Here is a 22,392-nt window from a genome sequence, read left to right on the forward strand (position 1 = left end):
CCATCCGCGCCGGAAAGACCGGCGCGGAGTATAAGGACGAAAGGCCTATCGATTGATTGGAAAAGGGCCTTCGGGGTGTTGGCGGGGTCTGTAGCGCGCCCCCGGCGGCAGGAAAATGGGAAGGCGGCGCGTGGCCGCCCTCCCGCTTCTCGCTTCTATTTCAGGCGCATGTCCTCGAAGGGGATTTCCGTGTCCATGGCGCCGAAGTGCACCCCGTTCACGCGGGCGGTATGCACCACCATGCTGGTCTGGTAGGTCAGCGGCAGGTACACGGCCTGCTCGTGCAGGGTGGTCAGGATGTCGCGGTACAGGTTCTGGCGCGTGGTTTCGTCGGTGGTCAGCAGCACCTTGCCGATCTTGGCGTCGATGTCGGCCTTCATGGGCAGGCCGATCTGGGCCTGGTAGTCGGCGTGGGTGGGCACGCGCATGCCGCTGACGAAGGAATGCGGGTCGTAGGGCGCGCCCCAGGTGTCTCCGAAGACCATGCCGAACGCGCCGCTCTTCTGTCGTTCGCCGATGGCGTCTTCTTCCTCGCCGATCAGGTTGGCCTGCACGCCAACGCGCGCCAGTTCCGATTGCAGGAATTCGGCGATGGCCTTTTGCAGGGCGTCATTGCCCACGAAGCACAGGTCGACGGACAGCAGCTTGCCGTCCTTCATGCGCGGACCCTTGGTATCCTTGGGGTTGGCGCGCTTCCAGCCAGCCTCGTCCAGCAGGGCTTCCGCCCTGGCGGTGTCGTGGGCGTAGGGGGGCAGCTTCAGGTCGCAGTAGGGGGACGTGGGCGGGAACAGGGCGTCGGCGCGCGCCTCCGCGTTCAGGAAGATGCCCTTGACCATGGCGTCCTTGTTGATGGCGTGCAGGATGGCCTTGCGCACGGCGATGTCGGAGGTGGGGCCGCTCTTGCTGTTCAGCGCGATGACCCGGCTGGCCTGCGGCGGCGAAAGGTAGGTGGCGTAGGTGCCGCCCTTCTTCAGGGCGCCGAAGGCTTCCAGGCTGATCTGGCCGCCGCCGTGGCCGCCGCCGCCAAAGACCAGATCAAGCTCGCCAGCCTGCAGGGCCACCAGGCGGGTGTTGGGGTCCGGGATGACCCGGACCACGATGCGCTTGATGGCGGGCTTTTTGCCCCAGTAGGCGTCGTTGCGCTCCAGCACGTCGTATTCGCCCTTGCGGGTTTCCACCAGCTTCCACGGGCCGGTGCCGATGGGGGCCTTGATGCCGTCATTGGTGTTGCCGGACGCGGGGAACGCCGAGGGCGACAGGAAGCGCACGGGCCGGATCAGCGCCAGTTCCTGCAACGTGGGGTAGTAGGCGTTTTTCAGCACCAGGCGCACGGTGCGGGCGTCGGGCGTTTCCACCTTGTCGATCTGGGCCACCAGTTCCAGCCAGTCGTGCCGGGCGCGGTTGGCCAGCACCGTCTCGAAATTCATGCGCACGGCCTTGGAATCGAAGGGCGTGCCGTCGGAAAAGGTCACGCCCTTGCGCAGCGTGAAGGTGTACACCTTGCCGTCGGGCGAAGTGGTCCAGCTTTCGGCCAGCCAGGGCTCGATGGCCCCGCCCTTGGCGTATTTGACCAGCGGTTCGTACACCATGCCCTGCGCGAACATCTGGTTGGGCGAATACTTGTGCGGATTCAGCTCGCCCACGTTGGAAGGCCAGGAATAGCGCAGGGTGTCCGCCGGGGTGTCGGCGGCGTGCGCGGCAAAGGGGGCGGCCAGGCCGCCCGCCACCATCAGGACGGCGAGCAGCGGCAGCAGAAGCGCCCGCAGCCAGTGGCGCGGGAACGGGGCGACAGCGAATGGCGACCGGGTCGGCATGTCGTTCTCCGGAATTTGAATGTGTATTTCGGATAAAAAAAAATAAAGTGTGCCACTCCGAATGCCAGAGTGGAAAATTCATGTCAACGATACAGCGGGCAGATTGCTGTTTCATTTTGTAATCCTGATGAATTTACTTGGTTTATTGCGTGCGCGGTCGCGTTGAGGCCAGCGAGGGAGATTGCACGACTGGGGGCCGGGCGTGCCTGGGGGGCGGACGGTATGCGGATGTCTTGCCGGGCTAGGGCCATCCGCAGAGCCGGTGCGGTGGGGTGTGCCCTGCGGGCACGGCTGCGCCGAGCCCGCAGGGCGGGGAAGGGGGACATGATATTTCCGCCAGAGGATGCGGTAACGCGTTCATACGGTGTGCGGCAGATGTACAATGGGGCACAGTAAAACGCAGAAACAGTCACGAATTTTCAGGACGCACGACAGTCACGATAATTTCATTTTGCATGACTCTTCACAGGTGGTATCTTGTACGCATGAATTCCCCTGCGACGAACCGTTCGCGCAGGAAATTGCATATCCACGCACAGTCATGACAGGAGAACCATCATGAAAGTCAGCGCTCGCAACCTGATTCCCGGCAAGGTCAAGGAAATCACCGTCGGTGCCGTGAACTCGGAAGTGATCATCGAAGTGGCCCCCGGCATCGAGATGGTGTCCATCATCACCAAGCGCTCTGTGGAAGACATGGGCCTCAAGAAGGGCTCGGACGTGAAGGCCATGGTCAAGGCCTCCAACGTCATGATCGTCACCGACTAGCACGTTCGGCGGGGAGAGCGCGGCATTTCGCCGCCAGGCCCCGCCAGCATCAAGCGGCGCTCTGCGGAACGCCAAGTTGACCCGAGGCGTGCCCGCTGACGCCTGATATCCTCTGATGCAAAGACGGCGAAGCCCCCGCTCCGAACGGAGCGGGGGCTTTTGCGCGTGCCGGGTAAGGTGCGCTACCGTGTCAAACGTCGCGCGCGTACACCACGGGCGGCCGATGCGCCCGGTGTCGCGATAACGCAAAAAAGGGTTGGAACGTCTGTTCCAACCCTTTGCTGTCTGCGTGGTGCCGAGGGAGAGACTCGGAAGTCTCCCCAGTCAACATTATGATTTTTCGAGGCTTCTGCTCTTTGCCAGTTCGCTTTCCTCGAACTTTGTACGTGGGAAATGTACCATTGAGCACCCAGGGGCGCAACACGGTGAATAGTGCAGAGAGAGTGTGGGAGGGGCAACGGTGCTGAGCCCAAACGGTTCGAAAGGGCGAGGCCGGTGGTAGCGAGCTTACCCGTGTGGTTGCGCATCGAATGCGCGAAGTTTTTCTTTTAGCATGGCGTTCTCCGTGTATGCTTCGGCAAGCAAGCTCTTGAGAACGACTATTTCATTCACTGGCGGGTTAGGGGGAGTGTGAGGAGTTTTGCGTGCTGGAGTATCTTTTGCAACGCTTTCCCTTGATATGCAGAATCCATACACAGCTAGGCCAAGGAAAAAGAGAAACCACAGCGTCATGTATGTATTTGGGGACATGACTTCCTCCTGGATTACATAGCGTGGCGGCTGGGATTGAGTGGCGGGAGGTGAGGCAGCTTGGAAGTCGGCCAGCGGGGCTCATTCGCAAGCTACTGCTATTCAAGGTGGTGGAGGCGGCGGGAGTCTATGTACCCGTTCATCTCTACTGTAACACCTGAATGCTAAGGAGATGCCAAGGAGGTTGTATCCCCGGTTTGTATCCGCATTTTGTACCCATTTGGGTAGCCGGTTCATCCCCGAAATGCAAGAAGGGGCAGGGTAGAGATAAGGGGAACAGCGATCCCCAGGCTGAGTGACCTGCCCCACCCCTAAACCTGTGAGCCATGGATTTTGTTAGTCTCTGGCCAACGGAGGGAAGGCAATGGGCAGGAAGGGGCAAGCACCGTGAGCGGCAAGAATATAACACGTTCAGGCCGCATAGCTCACTGGGGCAATGTCCGCCAGCGCCGGTCGCCACCCTGCCCCTGGAGACCACCTCTGGACTCAAGCAGACATCACAGGCTAACACAGTGAGTGGTACAACTCGTGGGGGGGGCAGTCAGCGGCTTAACGCAAACCTGTGTCCAGAAAACCGGGTACGGTACAATCTGTGCTATTGTCGTCTGTTTGCGAGCCATTAGTCTGAATCTGTATATAAGGGGGATTGCATGGCATACCAAGATGTCTCAAGAGACGATGTGCTTCGGGCTATTGAGGAGTGTGATAGGCGCGGCGCACAGAATTTTCTTGAAACGTATGGTTATGAACCAGCGCGGCAATATCATCTGTCGTACAACGGCAGGCTCTATGCTTCCAAAGCAATAGTGGGGGTGGCGCACAAGTTTTCGCACAACAAGCCGCTTTCCCCCTATGATTTCAGTGGAGGAAGACAGACGGTGCAGCGCCTATTGGAAGGCCTCGGCTTCACGCTGGTGGTGGCGAATGCTTCCGGGTTTGCCCGTACGTCCTCCGGCTTGAGGCAAGGTGAAATCTATTCCAGAGATCAGCTCAAGGCGATGTTCGGGATAGCCGATGCGACCATCAACACCGGAATTTTCATTCCCAAGGGGCATCACTCCATTTGGCTGTTCGTCACGGAGAATAAGACGGCAGATCGGACCCCATATCTGGATCGGTTGGAAGGGGATACGCTGACCTGGCAAGGTCAAACAAAGGGCCGGAAGAACGGCTTGATCGTCACGCACGCTCAGGAGGGCTTGGAGCTGCTCCTTTTTTACCGCAAATCGAAGAACGAACACCCCCACGGTGGATTCCGGTACGAGGGGGTGTTCAAGTATGTGAGTCACTCAGGTGCGACCCCCGCAACCTTTGTTCTGCGTCGGGGGCAAGCCGGAGAGGCCATAGACGCTGTCGAGGCGAAGATTGAGGGTGATCCTAATTTTTCGCTTGCAGACCTTCCTAATGAGCGGGAGAAGGTGCTGGCCACTATCGTGCAGCGGCGCGGGCAGGCGGCTTTCAGAGGCGCTTTGCTGCGGGCGTATGGCGGGCGATGTGCCGTGACTGGCTGTGATGTCGAGGAGGCCTTGGAGGCAGCGCACATCCATCCTTACCAGGGGGAAGAATCTAACGCTGCCCAAAACGGGCTCCTGCTGCGCGCGGACATCCATACGTTGTTCGACCTAGGCCGCTTGACCATCGACCCCAAGACTCTGGCCGTGCGGCTATCGTCCGATGTGCGCCAGGGGCATTACGGGTCACTGGATGGCCGCGTGATCAGCACGCCAGGCAATACGCCCCCCAGTCGAGAGGCGCTCAAGTGGCATAATGACAACGTGTTCCGAGGATAGGGGATGATTGTCAGGTCTTCGACGTTTACTGCGGAAATCCTCCGTTCAGAATATCTGCGATGCCCCCCCCCTATCAGGTAGATAATGGTGATGAAAGTGGTCACGTTCCGATAAGCCCCCGGCCCGCGAACGGACAGCCTGAAAGGGGCCATTGAGGCCTTCCATTCGTGCGCTTGAGGGTAGGGAGCCCCATCTCTGCAGGATTCTCGGCAAATGCTCCTGAAACGTATTCAGCGCTTTGCGAACCGGTTCGAGCAGAGCTGACTCTGTTTTATTGCCCTGAAAGGCGCGATGCTTCCGACATATTACCTAGGTTTAAAATCCCTCTCCCTCACGGCTGTGTGGGTTCAATCCTCGCTCCGGGCACCAGGGAATGATAAGGCCCCACTGGCGAACGATAGATTTGCGTTGGTTTTTGATGGAGGGGCTCCAGCGTGCAAAACGTCTGTGCCCGCCTTTCTTTGTTCTGCCGTGCCTGAAGTGGATGGCCAGCACTCAAATAGAGTCGCGATTAAGGTAACGATGGAGTGCGCGCCAGTATAATAAGCTAGTGTGGGGGCTAGCTCCCTACGCTAAGGAGTTCCTCGATTTCATTTTTACAAACACCTGGAATGTTGAGGCTTGTGATGTTTGTTGAGGCGAGTAGCCCTAAACAGGTTTCGGGAGTAGGGCTGTCCGGAAATTTTACCTTTCCTTTAAGCATAAGCGCCGTTGTACGTGTCAGCCCTATACCCATTAGGCTTAAAATGATTGGGTTTGAAGATCCACATTCCAGGTATAAGTCGATCGGGATAATCTCAGCAGCCTCTTTGTGTTTTCCTGTGTTTATAAGTTGGTGTGTGAGAATTTGTTTGTAAGCGCGTATGTTTTTAACATATTTAAAGCGTATTCTCTGCTGAAGTGAGTCTAAAATTGAGTTAATTTCAATTTTAGTTACTGGTGGTTCTTTATTTTCTCTTTGTGCTTTTTGTGTAAGATATGTGATGCGTTGATCGATTATCGATTTAAGTGGTGTGTCGTGTAGCCATGAATTTGCCAGCCAAGAATCAAATTTAAAAGAATTGTTATCTTCTTTTTCCAAGTAAATCGATATGATCCTGAATATTTCTTTAAGTCTATCGTTCGCGCCTTTATTTTGAGGATAAATTGGCAGTAAATCGATTGGATTTTGCTGAATCATGTGATTGTATAAATTTTGAAGACGCACGGGATGAACGCTTGGATTTAGAGAGAGAATTTCTTTTGGAATTGTAAAATCTGTCTTCTTGCATTCATTCTGAAGATTTTCGAGAATAAGTGCAGCTTCTGGTGATTTTGCATATGCTGAAGGAAGGTTAATGCCAGGAATTATAAACTCGCTGAATAACTTACAAATTGTTGCAACGCCCAATTCGAAGCTTTCTTTGTCACCAGAATGGCTGTCTCGTAGTATGTTTAGCAGCAATTCCCCGTCGTTGCTTAAGGATTCAAAGAAAGACATCTTGATGTCCTGGGTGTCCGCACCCCTGAAGCAGGGATCACTGACGCCTTCAGGGGTGTCCCATGTATCGGGTCGTAAGCACCAGACGTTGCCTTGAAATTCGTGCAACAATCGACCGGCACGCCCTGCTAGGTTTAAAAAGTCTGCCCTGCCCATTGGCTTGGTTTTGCCTTTTCGTGGGCGATCAATGATGATGTGTTTTGCAGGTAAGTTTATGCCTTGCAAGAGTGTGCTTGTGCAGCAAATATACTTCAGTTTTCCTTGTTTGGCTAATTGCTCAATGCGCGATCTGACAATGTTTGGCATTGATCCATAGTGGTACGCAACTCCTTTTGGCAGAGTGTTAATCAGAGAATATTCTTCGTGAATGTGCTCTCTTATGAATTCTAAAAAATCATATACATCTTGATCCGCGTCATCTTCTGACGTTGAGCATATTTCAAGTGCTGTTTCTTCTGTCTGTGATGGAGTGTTGCAGTATATTATTGCAGATTCATTGTGCTTTGTGACATTCTTTGCAAAGTTTGATTTTATTTCCGATAATGTGCCTCGGAATTTAAAGCTTAGAACAGCTCTCCCTATGCTGTGCTCGCCAATATCGTCCAGAACGAAGAATTCGGCTTGTTTGACCTCCCTGTGTACGTCTCTTGCGAGAATGATATTTTGTAGAACTGGAGAGTGTTTCTCTTCAAGAATTTTTTTTGATACTCCTGTGCCGAAGTGGTCTAGGAGAAGGCCTGGGTTTCGTGTAAGAGGGCTTGCAAAAAAAATGTTAACCTGAGGATTTAGGCGTCTTACACTTTCTATTGCTGTTTGTAGTAATACACCGCGAGACCCGTCTCCAACTGATTGAGCTTCGTCAACGATCATTATGTTTATGGTCTGGTTTTTTGTGAATGATTGTAAAAGACTGATTAGGCGTTCCTGTGTCAACACATATATGCATCCAGATTTTGCTTCTGGGTCAAGAGGTATTGGAACACAGCGAACTGGTGTTGATAGTTGTGCTTTCTTGAGCAACGCTAATAAGCTTCTTGTGACCTGTCCCAATAGTGCTCGTGTTGGTACTACATATACTATGTTAGAGTTATTATTCTGTGATACTTTTTTTATTATACCTAAGGAGAGGACAAATGATTTTCCAGCAGACGTTGGCGCAGAAACGCTGGCAGAATCGGAGTTTTCAAGCAATTCAAAAAAGTCCATTTGGAAGTCAGTTAAGACTTTGGACTCGCCAGCCACGTGAACGGTATTTTCCATTTCTCTTGCAAAAGATTCAATGTCGAGTAGAGGGTGCTGGGGTTTGTCTTGCGCGCCACTGGCGTATCTATTTGCAACTAATTGCCTGCCTGGAAAGTTGCCGAGCCTGCTCATGATGAATGACGCGGCAGGTATGAGGCTTTGATCATTGGATGTGGTTTCAACGATTCGGGCTGCAATCTCGTATGCAAGACTGCGTTCTTCTGGAGCGTCGGATAGTGCCAAAGTCGCCGCATGGGATATTAACTGGAGTTGTTTTTCTCGTGCGAGTGGGGCTGGTGGCGCAACGAGTTGACCTGGGAGTTGGGCTGCAATGTCCAGGCGTAAGAGTTGGAGAAGTGCCTCGCTGATGGCTTCGTTAGTAATTTTCATTGCTGTTGCCTATGATGTCGCGCGTATGAATTCGTCCCGGAAAGCCTGAACGCTTTCAAAGGGGAGTAAGAAAATTTCAAAACGAAGGTGTTTAAGGTGAAAATTTTGAAATTTGTTGTTTATGAGCCGTGCTATTCCGGATGCTCTTAGTTTGTATATATCTTCGAAATTTTTGATGAAGGCATCTCTGGCTTTTGTTTGGAGCTTTTGGTATTTGGACCAATTCCAGCCAATGAGGCATGCGTGATTGTAGCGACAATCTTGATCTGGACTATGCTTGTCTATGTATTTTAAAACTTCTGACTTTAATTCATCACTTGCCCATTTAAAGTGTCCAGTTACCATTGCAAGTTCATGCTCATCTAATCTGTTTTTATGAAAATCTTTAATGCTTATTAGAGCATGATCAATTGCATCTGATAAATTCCTTTCGAGCTTTGATTCGCCAAAATATATATCAAGTATATTTTCTTTTTCATCCCACTTGAAATGTATGCCATCGGAGCCATTTATTTCTAGTGATGGATTTGTCTTTAAATCCATTTTTGCTACAAGTTGTGGCGCTTTGAGAACAGCCTCAATTAGATAGTAAAGAAGAATTTCACCTGACTCTCCGCTAGTGGCTATGCGGCGTAGAAGGTTTTTTGCTTCTCGGTTGAGTCGGTTGTAGTCGGCGAATGATTGAGGATTTCTTCTTCTCTGGATCGAAAAGCAGAACTGTGTAATGTGGTCGGCGAGGACTTCTGCAAGAGTTGTGAATTTCGGGCACCCGTTCCCGTCAAATTTGACGTATTTAAAGCGTAAGTTAGCGGAAACACCTTCAACTTCGAAGTTTGTGTCTAGGCGTTTGATGCACGCGTTGTACTGGGGCTCGCTGGCTTCTAGATAGGCATTGAGGGTTTTGATGGTGCCACCTCTCGATTGCGTTTATTAAGCACTCTAAAGCAGTCGGGCGCTTCGTACAAGTATTGCGTACTCATCATGAGATATTGGGACAGGGTGTTTCGCCGTGGTAGTATGGGTGTACCCTAATTGGACAGCTGGAGTTTGCTCCAGCTGTGTCATTTTAGGGTTATTTTCCTCTTTGTTTGACATGTGTCCGGCAATCTCTTAGAAGCTTTTTTGACAATTCACTTCTAGGAGGGCACCGCCATGGCAATCACGGGACATGATGTAGGCTACCTGCGTGTAAGCTCTGTCGACCAGAATCTTGAGCGACAGCTGGAAGGGGTGAGCCTGGATGAGCGGTTTGAGGATCACGCCTCAGGCGGGTCCACAAACAGGCCGGGCTGGAAGGCATGCTTGGCGCATCTGAGAGCCGGAGACACGCTCCATGTCCATTCGATTGACCGGCTCGCGCGCAACCTGAATGACTTGCTTTCTATTCTGACGGTGCTTCTTGAGCGTGGTGTGGCGGTGAGGTTCCACAAGGAAGGTTTGCACTTCACGGGCAAGGATGAGCCATTCCAGCGCCTCCAATTGCAAATCATTGGGGCGGTGAGCGAGTTTGAGCGCTCCATGATCCGTGAGCGTCAGCGTGAGGGGATTGCCCTGGCAAAGGCCAAAGGCAAGTACAAGGGCAGAAAGCCCGCCCTGAGCGATGAACAGGCCCAGGTGATCAGGAGCAGGATAGAGCAGGGCGACAAGGTTTCGGCGCTGGCCGCTGAGTACGGTGTCTCACGCCAGACGATCTATGCCCGTGTAATCGGGATGTAGCCGTATGTTCAGTTGCCGCTTAGCTTGAAATTGTCGTGGTTGTTTGGCTGGTTGCAGAAGGTGAGCGCCTTTGAGTGTGTCGCGGGGGTGGTTGCGTATGTGTAAATTTCGCACCAGGATCGATCCTGAGGCGCGATCAAGCTTAAGGGTAGCCTCGCGTATGTGTTGAAATCTTTCGCGCCTTAAATTCAATCCTAGTGCGTTTTTTGCTTTTGTGCAGTGCTAGGTGAGAATTTTCATGGTTGCTGTAGCGAATTATCGCTGAGGCAAGTTCAGTCTGTATGAGTAATGATATTCCCTCCCTTTCCCGCTTCAAGAAGAACAAGAGTATTTAAAGTAAAAATACACTTCTTTGTTTTCAATCGTTTGGTAAAGGTCAGTCAGAGACGAAGTCCATGGCTCGGCGCGATAAATCAGCCTTCTTTCCGTGCCCCATAGCCAACCACCCAAACATCGTAAAGAGAGAGCTTGTTTAGCTGTGTCAGACGCCGCATCCTACCCAAGCATTCCGTTTGATATTCTCAAGTGGTCAGACCATCCAGAATCAAACCCGCTCGTTGAGTATGTTGGAATGCTCATCTGCGAAGGCGACGAGAAGCGATACCAAAAGCTTCGACCTACAATCAAGAATGTCCTCTTGAACCTGTACGCCTGCTGGCTTCGTTCCCCTGAAATGTATGTCGCATACTCACGCGACAAGAATCATTACAGCAAGGGCAAGAGATACAATAAGCTGTTCATAAAGTATGAGAGGTTGGTCAGTGTTGTTGATCGACTCGCAGAATTTGACTTCATTGAACACGTGGCGGGCTTCTATGACAGGGGGTATGGCGCTGGAAAGCGTTCTCGCATGCGTGCCAGTAGCAGACTGCTTCCGCTGTTCAAAGGGATTGAAGGGATTGAACTCTCGCCGCCAGAGGATGCTGAAGTCATCATTCTCAAAAAGGATGGCCAGCAGGTAGACTATGACGACACTGCCGCTACGTTGAAGATGCGTGAGCGTCTGCGCATTATTAACAAGACCCTGAAGGCCAGCAAGATTGAGCTTGGTGTGTCACGAGAGGAACTGGAAGCGCTCCAGGCTGAATCGGTTGCGCGTCAGCTGGAAGGGGACGACGAAGACTCACGGGCGTTTGACTTGCACAGCAAGACTCTTGTCAGAATTTTCAATGACAAGTTCACGCGGGGTGGTCGTCATTACCGTGGCTGGTGGCAGGTCATCCCAAAGCAGTTGCGGGCAAAGGTTCTGATTGATGGCGAGGGCGTCGTTGAGCTTGACTACAAAAGCATTCATCCCAACCTGCTCTACATCAAGGAGACAGGCGCACCATGCCCAGGTGATCCCTATGTGTTGCCTGGATCAGAGGGTGACAAGCTCATGCGGGATGTCTGCAAGTTCGCCTTGCTGGTGCTCATCAATGCCAAGACGCTCTCAGAAGCGAAGGCGAGCATTAAGCGCGAAATTCGCAACAAGGTTGCCCCTGAGTTCCATGAGCGCCTGAGAGTCATCGACATGGATTCAGTCATCGCAAGGTTGTTGGAGAGGCACGAAGTCATATCCAAACACTTTGGGGCTGGGGCGGGCTTGCGCTTGCAGAAAATGGATGCCGACATAGCGGACGAGATCATGTCCAGGCTGGCCGCCCAGGGGGTGACATGCTTGCCTGTGTTTGATTCCTTCCTGGTGAAGCGGAGCGAGGTGGAGAAGCTGCGCTATGCGATGGCCGAGGTGGTCAATGCAAAATATGGGTGCTACATCCCCGTCGAGGCTAAATAGGCTGACTCTAAGCCTCCAGTGGGCAGTATCTGGAGCCTGAAGAGTGCTCTTTCCCCGTTCCTAGGATTCATGGCCCCCCATTTCTTTGAAAATGGGGGGCCAAAAATTTGCCCACCATATCTCGCCTGTTAGTCCATGGTCATTTTTTTACAGGGGGGGTAGGCGCTGAAGTCTACAGGGAAGGACAGCTTCGATATGACGTCGCGCATTAAAAGCCTTGGGTCGTGTTGTTGTTTGTAGTTCTGAGGGATTGGCCCAGTATCAAGACCTTTGTGGCCTGTTGCGGATGCAATGACTTCGTTCATGATTCCCTGGTTGCGAAGGTTCATGATGAAGGTGTGTCGAAAGCTGTGATAGGATTTTTTCTTAAACTCTCCGAGGGTTGCGAGGTAGTCGCTGAAATATTGTGAAGGCTTGCCTGATCTTCTGAAATTTCTATACGGCAATTGGGGGAATATGAAGTTCCCGCCGTTGTCTTTTACATCTTGAACGTAGTTTGCAAATCCGAGATCTATGATCGTCTGATGAACAGGGACAATCCTGCATGTATGGTGGAGTTTAACGCTTTGTTCTTCATCTTCTTCTGTGATGTCTATTACAAGTATTCCACTTTTTTCGTATACATCAACTGTTCTGATTTGGCTAAGTTCGTTTAATCTGGCCCCAGTGAACAAACCAAGGATTGGTAGCCAGTATTTCGCTGAGTCACCTGCGCAAAATGTGCTGTATGTAGATATATCAAATATTTGTTTGAGGTCGTCGTCTGTAAAAGGATCGCGTTTGCGGTCTGCCGAAACGTCATCTGCTATTGTGGTGTTTTTGAATATGTTAACTGTAGCTTCCCTGCGCGTTACGGCGAATTCAAAGAGGGAACTCGCCATTATTAACTGGTCATTAATTGTCTTTATGCTAGGCCGCGCCTCGCCTTCAAGGGCAATGAGTTCTTCAATTGATTTGTTTTGAAAGCGCTTAGCATCCAGCCTGAGAGGAAGTTTCAGCATGATGTCGCGCGCGCGAGTTGCATCCGTATGATCAAGACCTGCAACTGGTACATTGCCGAGGATTCTTTTGAGCCGGTCAAATTTGCGAGCTGACTCAGTCAGTCCGCGCCGCTTCCACAGCTTTCTCTCAATCCTGTCTGTGCAGTAGGCGTTAATCAGGTCGAACAAGAGGGTAGGTTTTTGCTTGGTGTTCGAGTCTGAGGTGTCTTGGCGCTGTGGCGTTGCATATGCCGCCATAATGTTTTCTTCGTCTCTGTGGTTGCCCTTGAGGCGGAGAAGCAGGACTTCAGCGACATCAACATACACCTTTAGAGCTTCGACTCCCATTCGTGTGTAGTCTCTGCTGTTTTTTTCTATATCAAGGTCGTTTGTAGTGATAATCTCATCAACAGCCTTGATTGCAGATTGCGTATTTCGCAGCGCATAATTTGTTTTTGCCTGATTCTTGAATTGAGTAACGTTTTGGATTGTCTTCTCAAGTTCGTCCGTGCTTGAATGAGGCTTGTCAAGTAAGTCGTCCCACATGCTTTCAAGAATCTTGTTGAAATACGCAGATATGTATTCTTTCATTTCATATGGGGTGAGGTCAGCCATAATGTCACTTCTTATGATGTTGAAAAGCTTGTGCTTTGAGGCATCCAATGAGGTTGCGTATGCAGACGCAATTCGCGCATAGCCTGTTCTCAGGCTGAGCCGTACTTCCCTTTTGCCTGAACGGTTGCGGATGTCGGCTGGCAAGGCCAGCCGGAAATACCAAATGCCCGCCTTCAAGAGAAGGTGCTTTCCATACCCTCTTTGCGCAGCCATGAGCCCCTCTGGTGTGCGATTGGACCAGCAGATTGGACCAGTTTGTACCCAGAGCGAACAGAGCGCCGTGGCAGGGGCCTGAAAAATCAAAAAGAAAAAGGCTTCAGCTGTTTAGCTGAAGCCTTGAATTCGTGGTGCCGAGGGAGAGAATTGAACTCCCGACACGGGGATTTTCAGTCCCCTGCTCTACCAACTGAGCTACCTCGGCGTCGCGGAGAACCTGAATAGGCAAAATGGATGGGCTTGGCAAGCACTTTTTGGCTCGGGGATGATTTTTGTGACGAACGGGGAGCGGGGGGCTGAAAATCCTCGGTTTGGGTAGCGCGGGAGGTCACGCGAACACCGCGTTGCTCTTCTCGCTTGGCAGTCGTTGCCTATACTCCTGCCGTGGTTGCGCCGTAAGGTCGGTAGTTGTCCCTGCCTGGCTAGGCTTGTGCGATTTTTGCCAGAATTTGTTTTGGCACGTCACGCCCCTGCGCGTCTTGCCTCAAGGCCATCAGGAATAATGCCTTCCTATCGCTTTTTGCCTCCCAGAGAGCCCCAATGCTTTCTTTTTCCTTGGTGTCGGTTCCGCTGGCAAGGTGCTCGCCTTTGTACTCCACGACAAGAAGCCGACCGTCTTTGAGCTTTGCGACGAAATCGGGATAGAATTTTCCGTTGGAAAGCGGAAGGCTGAAAGACCCCGGTTGTCGGTCCACGTTGCGGACCCACCATTCAACCTGTGGGGTTGCGTCGATCACCCTTGCGCATTCATATTCCTCGCCCGTGTTTTTCAGGCCCCGCACATGGCGGTAGAAATGTTTTTTGAATGTATATCCACCAGAGTACGGTGGAATGCTATCCGCATAACCGGAAGGCGGAAACGTGTGCGGGTAGTCGAAGCGGGTCTCTACCTTGGATTGGTTGCCAAACAGCAGGAGCTGATACCCGTCTTTAAGACCAAGCTCACGAAGGCGGTTGAGTTTTGCTTTGAGCGCGGCGGCAAGGCCGTATTTTGCACGGCAGAGCGTGGACAGGTGAAACGCCTTGCGCTCAAGTAGCGCGGCGATGCAGCGGCGGCAGAATTCCAGCATGTCCGCCTGACGAACGTCATCGCGGCGGCATTGCCTGTCGAGCCACCGTGCCAACTCCAACTCGCCCCACGCGGGCGGTGTTGCCAGCAGGGAAAGTTGAACCTGGGTGTCCGCCAATTCGTACTTCATCCGTTCGCCTTCCAGATCGAAGCGGAAGGTGCGCGCGGCCTCGTCATAGTCGAATTCTCCCGGCTCCATGCGCACGGGGTGCTTCAAGGGCGACCATTCCGTTGCCAGAAGAATGGTTTCCGGCTCCGGAATCTCCAGGGCTCCCCATATCTCGACCATAAGCCGGGGAACCGCGAATGCCTTGCCAAGCTCGGCAGGGTGTGGCGGCAGAACGGCGCGTACCTTCGCCTGATGCAAGGCGACGCGGCGGCGGATTTCTCCTTCCTGTTTCGGGGCTGCGGCAACCATCGCCTCCGTCAGCTCCACGGGGACCATGCCGGAACATTCCACCACAATCGATCCGTCGGCATTCTGCGTCACGGTCACGGACTTGCGGGTGTCCTCGTCAAGTACGGTCAGGTCCGGCACCGCAGGCAGCACCATGGTGAGGGGCGGTGGTGTTTTTTCTTCTCCCCTGAAAAGCGGCAAGGTAGAGATGTCAACGCCCGGAAGCGGCATTTGCGGCTGAATGATGTTTGCTGCTGCCTCGTCCTCATGAAAGCCCATGTTCATCAGCCGGGCGTGCATCCCGTCTGCGGCTTCCGCGAAGGAGGGTGAAATGACATGGGCATAGGCGTTGTTGAGTTCCGCGATGGTTCTGCGTTTGGCGTACGGCATGCGCATCACGCGGCCCAGAAGCTGCTCCACATCCGTCGCTGAACGAATATTCGCCACAGAGCAGAATACATACGCGAAAGAGCAATCCCAGCCTTCTTTCAGGGCTTCGATGGTGAGCACAAAGTTGATCGGGCAGGTCTTGTCGAAAAGATTGATGTCGTCCAGTTCCCGCTGTTCACCCGTGGCGATGGCTATTTCAGCCTCTGCCACGCCTTCGTTTTCGATAAGGTGTTTTTTTATCACCTCGATAGTGTGGGTCTGGTTGCTTTTCTCGGCCTGAATGAGCACCAGCGGGCGGATGTAGTTGTCCGGATCTTTTGCGGCGAGTTCAGTGAGTCTGTTGCGGGTTTGTACCGCGCCGTTGATGGCCTGCTCCCAGTTTTCATGCTCTGTCAGCATGAAGGGCAGCTTGACCATTTCCTCGGCCTTCAGCTCAGAGGCGAACACCCTGAACAGCACGTTGCTTTCAACGGGCGTGGCCGTCAGTTCCAGCACGCATGCAGGGTTGATGCGCTTCATCATTTCGCCGGTCAAACCGGTTACGGCCTTGTGCGCCTCATCCACGATGACCAGCGGCTTGAGCTGATGCAGGATGTTGACGAAAGAAAACACCACGCTGCCGTCCTTGCGGTCCAGACCCGGCGCGGTGTTGGGCAGTGCGGTGAAGTGCGGTTCGAAGTTCTCGTTGTGTTCGTATACCTTGCGAGCTTCCTTGTTGCCTTCGGCTACGCGCAGGGTCTGCATGGTGGCTACGATGATGCAGGCTTTTTCGGAAAAGTCCTTCGGGCGGATGCTCTCGACCTGCGAAATGTCGAACACGGCAACCCGATCCTGCCCGTACGCGGCGTCCAGTGCCTCGCGGTAGTGGTGGGCGCGATTGGAGAGAGCTTCCAGGGTCTGCTGCCGAATGGTGTTCGTGGGGACAAGCCACAGAACAAGAGGGTAATCCCGCTCCATGAAGGTGCGACCGGCAATGTCCACGCTGTGGGCGGCCAGCAGGGTCTTGCCGCCGCCGGTAGGCAGTCGCAGGCAGACGTAGGGTACGTCCGTCAAACCCCAGCGGTGGGCGTATGCCTGGCTGGTCGTATCCGTGGGGGTTGCCCGCACGAACCGCTCGAAGGCTTCCTTGGGGCCGATGACCCGCGCCAGGGTGAGGTACTGTTCAAGGGCGGACAGGGTGCGTTTCTGGTATTCCTTCAGGGTGAACATGGCGACGTTCCTTACCGGCCCTTGATGTCGTAGGGAGTGTGCTTGAAGGTAATCCGTTCGTCCCGCAGGCGGTCGCCCCCGAAGAGGCAGCGTTCGCCGTAGATGACCCGTGGGCCGTCATGGGGCGGCAACCCTTCCAGGATTTTTGATGTAAGCACGTTGCCGCCGCCCACGCTTTTGTCCTTCAGTATGCCGTTGAACAGCAGGTAATAGGCGGTGCCGTCGTGGACGCCCAAAAGTGGCGATTCCGGCTTGCCGGTCAGGGGCGTTTTGGTTTCCGAGAACCAGACGTGGGCGGCAAGTTGGGCAAAGGTGATGCCTGCGCGGATGCTGCCGTCTTCTTCGAAAATGGGGTCGCCCAGCCTGAAGAAGCGGAACCCGCCGCCGCCGTGCCAGTTCATGGCTTCGGAAATGCCGCCCTGCTCACCGTCCACCACCTTGCGGAGCCGGGGGGCGCAGTGCGTCACGGCATGTTCCCCCATCTCGATGCCGATGAAGCGGCGCCCCATCTTTTGGGCAACTGCGGCAGTGGTGCCGGAGCCGAGGAAGGAGTCGAGAATCAAATCGCCAGGATTCGAGGCGATATGAAGAACGCGTTGGATTAGTCGCTCTGGCTTTGGCGTGCCGAAACTCACATCGGCACCAAAGATTACGTTGCATTCTTTTTTGGATTCGTCCGTGTGGCCGACCTCTTCATGTGGCCACCATGTCCACGGAACCATGCCGTCAACTTCTGATAAGTATCGGATGACGCTGGGCTGGGCGTTGCCGTTTTTTCCCCAGTATATTCGTCCAGATCGGAGTAGTTTTTGAAATTCTGATTCGATCATAGACCAGCAGCGTCCCTCGGGGGGAGTATGCAACCTGCCGTTGGGTGCAGTAATCGTATACATTTGATTTGGGCGATAACCTTGGGCTGTCATCGGCAAACCGCGCCACCGTTTAGTAGGATCTGTTTCGCGGGGATTTTCTGGGTTTTTATATATTTTTGCTTGTTGAACATCCACTGGGAGGCGATTTCTTGACGCTTTGAAAAGATCTCGATTTCTGGTGTAGATCAAAATGTATTCATGCACATCGCCAATTGCTTCTCTGTTCTCCCGGGAATATCTCTTCTGCCAAACTGGAGACGCGATAAAACAACCCCGTCCAAAAATTTCATCCATAACGACTTTGAGATAATGGGCTTCATGGTCATCAATGGATACCCATATGGAACCATCTTCCGCCATCAATTCTCGCAGAAGTTCAAGGCGTGGGTATATCATCGACAACCATTTCGTGTGCTCAAGATTGTCGTCATAGTGTTCGAAGGCGCTGCGGGTGTTGTACGGCGGGTCAATATATATGCACTTCACCGCGCCTGCGTAGTAGGGCAGCAGGGCCTTCAGGGCATCCAGGTTGTCGCCTTGGATGAGCATGTTTCCGGTGGACAGATCGCCGTAGGAAAGCTCGTCCATGGTTTCAAGCAGGCGATAGGGGGCGTTGCCGGAGAGCTTCAGATCGGTTTCGCGCGTGAGCCAATGCAAAATGGGCATCTGTTCCGTTCCTCTTGAGTGCCAGACTGCGCTGCGGGTCTTGTCGAAGCCAGCGGCGGGGTTCGGTCAGAACTGTATAGAAACCGGGGATGTCTGGCTAGAGACGGGGCGGGTCCCCGTTATCGCGGGGGCGGGATACAGGCAGCCTAGACCAACCCGCACAGTGCCTTGGTGAGGCTGTTTGCGCCGCTGGGTTCCGTGTGGTGTACAGGGAATATGGCGGAGGAGGTGCTGGGAGTGTTGGTCAGGCACGCAATGGGGCGGAGGCCCTGTGTTGTCACAGTGCGCGCCCCGTCTTTGCCGCCCTACAGCAGCATGCGCTTGGCCTGACGCATGGCGTTGCGGCAGTCGCACACGAAACGGAAGGCCGCCCGGTGCCGGGGCGTTGCGTCGCGCGGCAGCGCGCCCGCTTCGGCCCACTTGAACAGGTCGTCCATGGGCGCGGCCACGCTGAACCAGAAGCCCTGCTCCATGGGCACCGGGCTGTGCGCGTAGTGGCCGAACAGGATGCGGTCGTCCACGATGACGCACGGCGCGCAGGGCAGGGCGTGGGTTTCGTACACCTCCACCAGGCCTTCGTGGCGGGCGGCCAGCCGCACAATGAAATCGCGCGAGGCGGCGAACTCGTGTTCCATCTGCACCGCCGTCAGGTCCGGCCGCAGGGCGTGCAGGAATTCGTCCACCCAGTTCCGGCGAGAGGACAGCGGCACGGTGATCACCTGCAACCGCCGGAAGGCGGGCTGGGTGAGGGCGGTGTGCAGCGCCTCGGCCAGCGCGGGCATGCGGCCGAATTCGGCGTACAGGGCCATGTGCAGCACGATGCGCTGGCGGGCCTCCGCCAGTACCTGCGGCAGGCTTGCGGTATGCAGGCCGACGTACATCCGTCGTTACTCCTCGTAGATCATCCGGCGGGTCATGCCGCCGTCCACCAGCCAGTTCTGCCCGGTGACGAACCCGGCGTCGTCCCCGGCCAGAAAGGCCACCAGCGCGGCCACGTCGCGCGCCTCGCCCACGCGGCCCACGGAGTGCTGGGCGCGGTCTGCGTCCGAATGCACCGGCGTTTCGCGTTGCGCCGCCTTGCGCAGGTGGCGCACTTCTATCCAGCCCGGCGAGATGCAGTTCACCCGCACCTCGGGGCCAAGGCTCACGGCCAGGGCGTGCGTCAGGGCCACAAGCCCCCCTTTGGACGCGGCGTAGGCTTCCGTGTGCGGCTCGGACTGCACGGCGCGGGTGGAGGCGATGTTGACCACCGCCCCGCGCGCGGCCCGCAGGTGGGGCGCGGCGGCGCGCACCATGCGCATGGGGCCGGTCAGGTTCACGTCCAGCACGCGTTGCCAGCGGTCCATGTCCATGGTGTCCACGGCCCCGGAATGGGGATTGGCGATGCCCGCGTTGTTCACCAGCAGGTGCAGCCCGCCGAAGCGGGCCACCGTGGCGGCCACGCAACGGTCGGCATCGGCCTGATCGGCCACGCTGCCGTGCAGGGTCAGCAGGGGAGGGGCTGGGGGACGGGGCGTTGCCGGGGCATCTGGACGTGCGGGAAAAGGTGCGCCGTTGTCAGCGAGCAACTCGGGGGCCAATGCGTCAGCCAGTTCGGCCAGCGCCTCGGCGTCGGCGTCCATGGCGGCCACGCGCATGCCGCAGGCCAGCAGGTGTTCCACGATGCCCCGGCCAATGCCCTGCGCGCCGCCGGTGACCAGCGCCACGCGGCCCGCCAGCGCATGGGCGCGGGCGAAGGCGTTGGGTTTCGGAGAAGGGGCGGGGCGTTTCATGGGGCTCCTGCGGCGGCGGGCAGGTGCGGTCCATGCGGTGCATTCCTTGTGGACGGACGCGACGCGCCACCGGCGCTCGAACATTCTAGCCCGCCCGCGCGGCCGTGGCAACCGCGCGGCCCGTCACCATCAGTCACCACCAGTCACCACCAGTGCCGGGGGTAGCGCCGCCCGCGCGGAATGTTGTTCACCAGCAGGGCCACCACCAGCAGGGCGGCGGCCCCGGCGGCCACCGGAACCACGGCGTACTTGTAGCCCAGCGCTTGTATCTGCGGGCTGCCGGTGACGGCGATGAGCGCCGTGGCCCCGCCCGGCGGGTGCAGGGTGTCGGTAAGGTGCATCAGCGCGATGGCGGCGGCCACGGCCACGGCCGGGGCCAGCCAGGCGGCGGCGGCTGTTTCGGCCCCCGGCATGCCTGGCACGCCAAGGTTGCGCCCCACGAACACCCCCACCAGCGCGGACAACACGTGCCCGCCCAGCAGGTTGCGCGGCTGGGAAAAGGGCGCGCCCGGCGCGCCGTAGGCCAGCACCGCCGATGCCCCGAACGAGCCGATGAGCACGAAGCCGTCGCCCGGCGCGGCAACCCGGTCGCACAGCCACGCCACCACGCCGATGCCGCACAGCGCGCCGATGAAGGACCACAGGGTTTCGGAAACGTCGGGTCTGGGCAGCAGGCCCAGCAGGCCGGGGCGGCAGCCGTCGCGGCCGCAGCCGCACATCTTGCGGAAGTAGTCCATGGTGTCGCCGGGTGGGAGGGTAGGGGATGCAGGATGGGACGGGGCAGGCCAGGGGGCGCAGTGCCGTGGCCGCCGCAAAGGGCATGGCCGCAGACTATCCGGAACCCGCCGCGCCCGCCGTGACCGGCGTCACATCATCGGAGATGGGGGCGGGTTGCGCCGTATCACCATGAAAAGGAACAAGTTGTCGTGACAATGTGCAGGCAGCCCCCGGCAACCCGTCGGGCGCGTGTTGATAACCTGCCGGATAGCGGGCTTTTTTTCTTTCTGCCGCGAGGGCTGTGTTTTCCACAGTTTTCATCAACATGTGAATTTTTGTGCATCATGCCGACATGAAACAACTTTAAAAAATATTCTTGCCAACCCGCATCGCGCGGGCTATGGCCGAATCCTGCAAATCCATCGGGCGTCGCGCCCCCCTCGCACGGGGCCGCGCACACCGCACGCCACGATACCAAGGAGCCCACCACATGACGCGCAAGGACCGTACCGAAGGCATCTACAGCCGCCGCGAGGTGCTCGACGAGAGCGAACGCAGGCAATACTACCTCATTCAGCTGAAAGACCTGCTTTCCTACGCCTACCGCTATTCCGAGGACGTGAAGAAGCGCTTCGACCGCGCCCAGTTCAACGTGGAGAAGTTCAAGACCCTCACGGACCTCAAGCACATTCCCATCCTCAAGAAGAAGGAACTCATCTTCCTCCAGTCCATGGGGCCGCGCCTTGGCGGGCTGCTGACCAAGGACCTTGGCGAGCTGAAGCGCGTGTTCCTGTCGCCCGGCCCCATCTTCGACCCCGAAGACCGCGCCGACGACTACTGGGGCTACACCGAGGCCTTCTATTCCGTGGGCTTCCGCCCCGGCGACGTGGCCCAGATCACCTTCAACTACCACCTCGCCCCGGCGGGCCTGATGTTCGAGGAACCCCTGCGCAACCTTGGCTGCGCCGTGGTGCCCGCGGGCCCCGGCAACGCGGCCACGCAGCTTGAGATCATGTCCAAGCTGCGCGTGTCCGGCTACGTGGGCACGCCCAGCTACCTCTTGCACCTTGCCCAGAAGGCCGAGGAAAAGGGCATGAACCTGCGCAAGGACCTGTTCCTTGAAGTGGGCTTCGTCACCGGCGAAAAATTCTCCGAAAAGCTGCGCGCGCAGCTCGAGAAGAAGTTCGACCTCATCATGCGCCAGGGCTACGGCACGGCGGACGTGGGCTGCATCGGCTACGAATGCTTTCACAAGACCGGCCTGCACATCGCCAACCGCTGCTACGTGGAAATCTGCCATCCGGACACCGGCATTCCGCTGAAGGACGGCGAAGTGGGCGAAATCGTGGTCACGGCCTTCAACAAGACCTACCCGCTGATCCGCCTGGCCACCGGCGACCTCTCGTACATCGACCGTTCGCCCTGCCCCTGCGGCCGCACCAGCCCGCGCCTTGGCTCCATCGTGGGCCGCGTGGACACCACCGCGCGCATCAAGGGCATGTTCGTGTACCCGCACCAGGTGGAACAGGTCATGTCGCGCTTCGAGGAAATCAAGCGCTGGCAGATCGAGGTCACCAACCCCGGCGGCATCGACGAGATGACCCTGTTCATCGAGGCCAGCAACTTCAAGCGCGAGGACGAACTGCTCCACCAGTTCCGCGAGAAGATCAAGCTGCGCCCGGAACTGAAGATCCTTGCGCCCGGCACCCTGCCCCCGCAGATCCGTCCCATCGAGGACAAGCGGGTATGGGACTAGCCGGAA

Annotated in this window: 14 protein-coding genes, 1 tRNA gene and 1 pseudogene; 5 read left to right on the forward strand and 11 right to left on the reverse strand. The window is 55.9% G+C overall.

Annotated features, from left to right (window positions below; translation table 11 throughout):
* Positions 1 to 155: 155 nt before the first annotated feature.
* Positions 156 to 1,814, reverse strand: coding sequence for a nickel ABC transporter substrate-binding protein (nikA, locus tag RVX_RS01795; RefSeq protein WP_116306842.1), 1,659 nt, complete (start codon positions 1,812 to 1,814; stop codon positions 156 to 158).
* A 558-nt stretch (positions 1,815 to 2,372) separates the two neighbouring features.
* On the opposite strand from nikA, the gene RVX_RS01800 reads away from it, so the two are divergent.
* Both RVX_RS01800 and RVX_RS01805 read left to right on the forward strand, forming a co-directional pair.
* Positions 2,373 to 2,582: a TOBE domain-containing protein gene (locus RVX_RS01800; protein ID WP_015946036.1), complete on the forward strand. Its 210-nt coding sequence runs from the start codon at positions 2,373 to 2,375 to the stop codon at positions 2,580 to 2,582.
* A gap of 1,400 nt (positions 2,583 to 3,982) precedes the next feature.
* On the forward strand, positions 3,983 to 5,122 hold the full coding sequence (locus RVX_RS01805) for an HNH endonuclease (protein WP_116306840.1): 1,140 nt from the start codon (positions 3,983 to 3,985) through the stop codon (positions 5,120 to 5,122).
* Positions 5,123 to 5,190: 68 nt separating this feature from the next.
* Here RVX_RS01805 and RVX_RS01810 read toward each other — a convergent pair.
* The 3 genes and pseudogenes from RVX_RS01810 to RVX_RS01820 form a co-directional block, all read right to left on the reverse strand.
* Positions 5,191 to 5,389: pseudogene (locus RVX_RS01810) on the reverse strand (transposase); the annotation flags it as partial.
* Between the two features lie 292 nt (positions 5,390 to 5,681).
* The gene (locus RVX_RS01815; protein ID WP_420192397.1) at positions 5,682 to 8,234 is read right to left on the reverse strand and encodes a DEAD/DEAH box helicase; all 2,553 of its coding nucleotides are present in this window, start codon (positions 8,232 to 8,234) and stop codon (positions 5,682 to 5,684) included.
* Between the two features lie 9 nt (positions 8,235 to 8,243).
* Positions 8,244 to 9,140, reverse strand: coding sequence for a DUF1837 domain-containing protein (locus RVX_RS01820; RefSeq protein WP_116306839.1), 897 nt, complete (start codon positions 9,138 to 9,140; stop codon positions 8,244 to 8,246).
* 252 nt (positions 9,141 to 9,392) lie between these two features.
* On the opposite strand from RVX_RS01820, the gene RVX_RS01825 reads away from it, so the two are divergent.
* Complete coding sequence (locus RVX_RS01825) at positions 9,393 to 9,950, forward strand: recombinase family protein (protein WP_116307793.1); 558 nt, start codon at positions 9,393 to 9,395, stop codon at positions 9,948 to 9,950.
* 571 nt (positions 9,951 to 10,521) lie between these two features.
* Positions 10,522 to 11,727, forward strand: a complete 1,206-nt coding sequence (locus RVX_RS01830) for a hypothetical protein (RefSeq protein ID WP_147307528.1) — start codon at positions 10,522 to 10,524, stop codon at positions 11,725 to 11,727.
* Between the two features lie 128 nt (positions 11,728 to 11,855).
* Here RVX_RS01830 and RVX_RS01835 read toward each other — a convergent pair whose 3' ends face one another.
* From RVX_RS01835 to RVX_RS01865, 7 genes are all read right to left on the reverse strand, one after another.
* Positions 11,856 to 13,535: a site-specific integrase gene (locus RVX_RS01835; RefSeq protein WP_116306834.1), complete on the reverse strand. Its 1,680-nt coding sequence runs from the start codon at positions 13,533 to 13,535 to the stop codon at positions 11,856 to 11,858.
* A gap of 132 nt (positions 13,536 to 13,667) precedes the next feature.
* A tRNA-Phe gene (locus RVX_RS01840) sits at positions 13,668 to 13,743 on the reverse strand.
* A gap of 217 nt (positions 13,744 to 13,960) precedes the next feature.
* Positions 13,961 to 16,603: a DEAD/DEAH box helicase gene (locus RVX_RS01845; RefSeq protein WP_116306832.1), complete on the reverse strand. Its 2,643-nt coding sequence runs from the start codon at positions 16,601 to 16,603 to the stop codon at positions 13,961 to 13,963.
* A gap of 11 nt (positions 16,604 to 16,614) precedes the next feature.
* Positions 16,615 to 18,141, reverse strand: coding sequence for a site-specific DNA-methyltransferase (locus tag RVX_RS01850; protein ID WP_116306830.1), 1,527 nt, complete (start codon positions 18,139 to 18,141; stop codon positions 16,615 to 16,617).
* 305 nt (positions 18,142 to 18,446) lie between these two features.
* Positions 18,447 to 19,022 carry a hypothetical protein gene (locus tag RVX_RS01855; RefSeq protein WP_116306828.1) on the reverse strand — a complete coding sequence of 192 codons (576 nt, stop codon included), beginning with the start codon at positions 19,020 to 19,022 and terminating at the stop codon, positions 18,447 to 18,449.
* Between the two features lie 6 nt (positions 19,023 to 19,028).
* A complete protein-coding gene (locus tag RVX_RS01860; RefSeq protein ID WP_116306826.1) occupies positions 19,029 to 19,913 on the reverse strand; it encodes an SDR family oxidoreductase in 885 nt (294 codons plus the stop codon).
* Between the two features lie 143 nt (positions 19,914 to 20,056).
* Positions 20,057 to 20,650, reverse strand: a complete 594-nt coding sequence (locus RVX_RS01865) for an HPP family protein (protein WP_116306824.1) — start codon at positions 20,648 to 20,650, stop codon at positions 20,057 to 20,059.
* Positions 20,651 to 21,120: 470 nt separating this feature from the next.
* Here RVX_RS01865 and RVX_RS01870 point away from each other — a divergent pair, with 470 nt between their 5' ends.
* Positions 21,121 to 22,386, forward strand: a complete 1,266-nt coding sequence (locus tag RVX_RS01870) for a phenylacetate--CoA ligase family protein (RefSeq protein WP_007526208.1) — start codon at positions 21,121 to 21,123, stop codon at positions 22,384 to 22,386.
* Positions 22,387 to 22,392: the final 6 nt, after the last annotated feature.

It is taken from the genome of Nitratidesulfovibrio sp. HK-II (genome assembly GCF_003402415.2).
GTDB lineage: Bacteria > Desulfobacterota > Desulfovibrionia > Desulfovibrionales > Desulfovibrionaceae > Cupidesulfovibrio.

What these genes read in the sequence shown, in the direction of transcription:
- nikA (WP_116306842.1), bottom strand. Translation starts at nt 1,814, where the DNA reads ATGCCGACCCGGTCGCCATTCGCTGTCGCCCCGTTCCCGCGCCACTGG.
- RVX_RS01855 (WP_116306828.1), bottom strand. Translation starts at nt 19,022, where the DNA reads ATGTACGTCGGCCTGCATACCGCAAGCCTGCCGCAGGTACTGGCGGAG.
- RVX_RS01845 (WP_116306832.1), bottom strand. Translation starts at nt 16,603, where the DNA reads ATGTTCACCCTGAAGGAATACCAGAAACGCACCCTGTCCGCCCTTGAA.
- RVX_RS01870 (WP_007526208.1), top strand. Translation starts at nt 21,121, where the DNA reads ATGACGCGCAAGGACCGTACCGAAGGCATCTACAGCCGCCGCGAGGTG.
- RVX_RS01865 (WP_116306824.1), bottom strand. Translation starts at nt 20,650, where the DNA reads ATGGACTACTTCCGCAAGATGTGCGGCTGCGGCCGCGACGGCTGCCGC.
- RVX_RS01800 (WP_015946036.1), top strand. Translation starts at nt 2,373, where the DNA reads ATGAAAGTCAGCGCTCGCAACCTGATTCCCGGCAAGGTCAAGGAAATC.
- RVX_RS01850 (WP_116306830.1), bottom strand. Translation starts at nt 18,141, where the DNA reads ATGCCCATTTTGCATTGGCTCACGCGCGAAACCGATCTGAAGCTCTCC.
- RVX_RS01815 (WP_420192397.1), bottom strand. Translation starts at nt 8,234, where the DNA reads ATGAAAATTACTAACGAAGCCATCAGCGAGGCACTTCTCCAACTCTTA.
- RVX_RS01830 (WP_147307528.1), top strand. Translation starts at nt 10,522, where the DNA reads ATGCTCATCTGCGAAGGCGACGAGAAGCGATACCAAAAGCTTCGACCT.
- RVX_RS01805 (WP_116306840.1), top strand. Translation starts at nt 3,983, where the DNA reads ATGGCATACCAAGATGTCTCAAGAGACGATGTGCTTCGGGCTATTGAG.
- RVX_RS01835 (WP_116306834.1), bottom strand. Translation starts at nt 13,535, where the DNA reads ATGGCTGCGCAAAGAGGGTATGGAAAGCACCTTCTCTTGAAGGCGGGC.
- RVX_RS01860 (WP_116306826.1), bottom strand. Translation starts at nt 19,913, where the DNA reads ATGAAACGCCCCGCCCCTTCTCCGAAACCCAACGCCTTCGCCCGCGCC.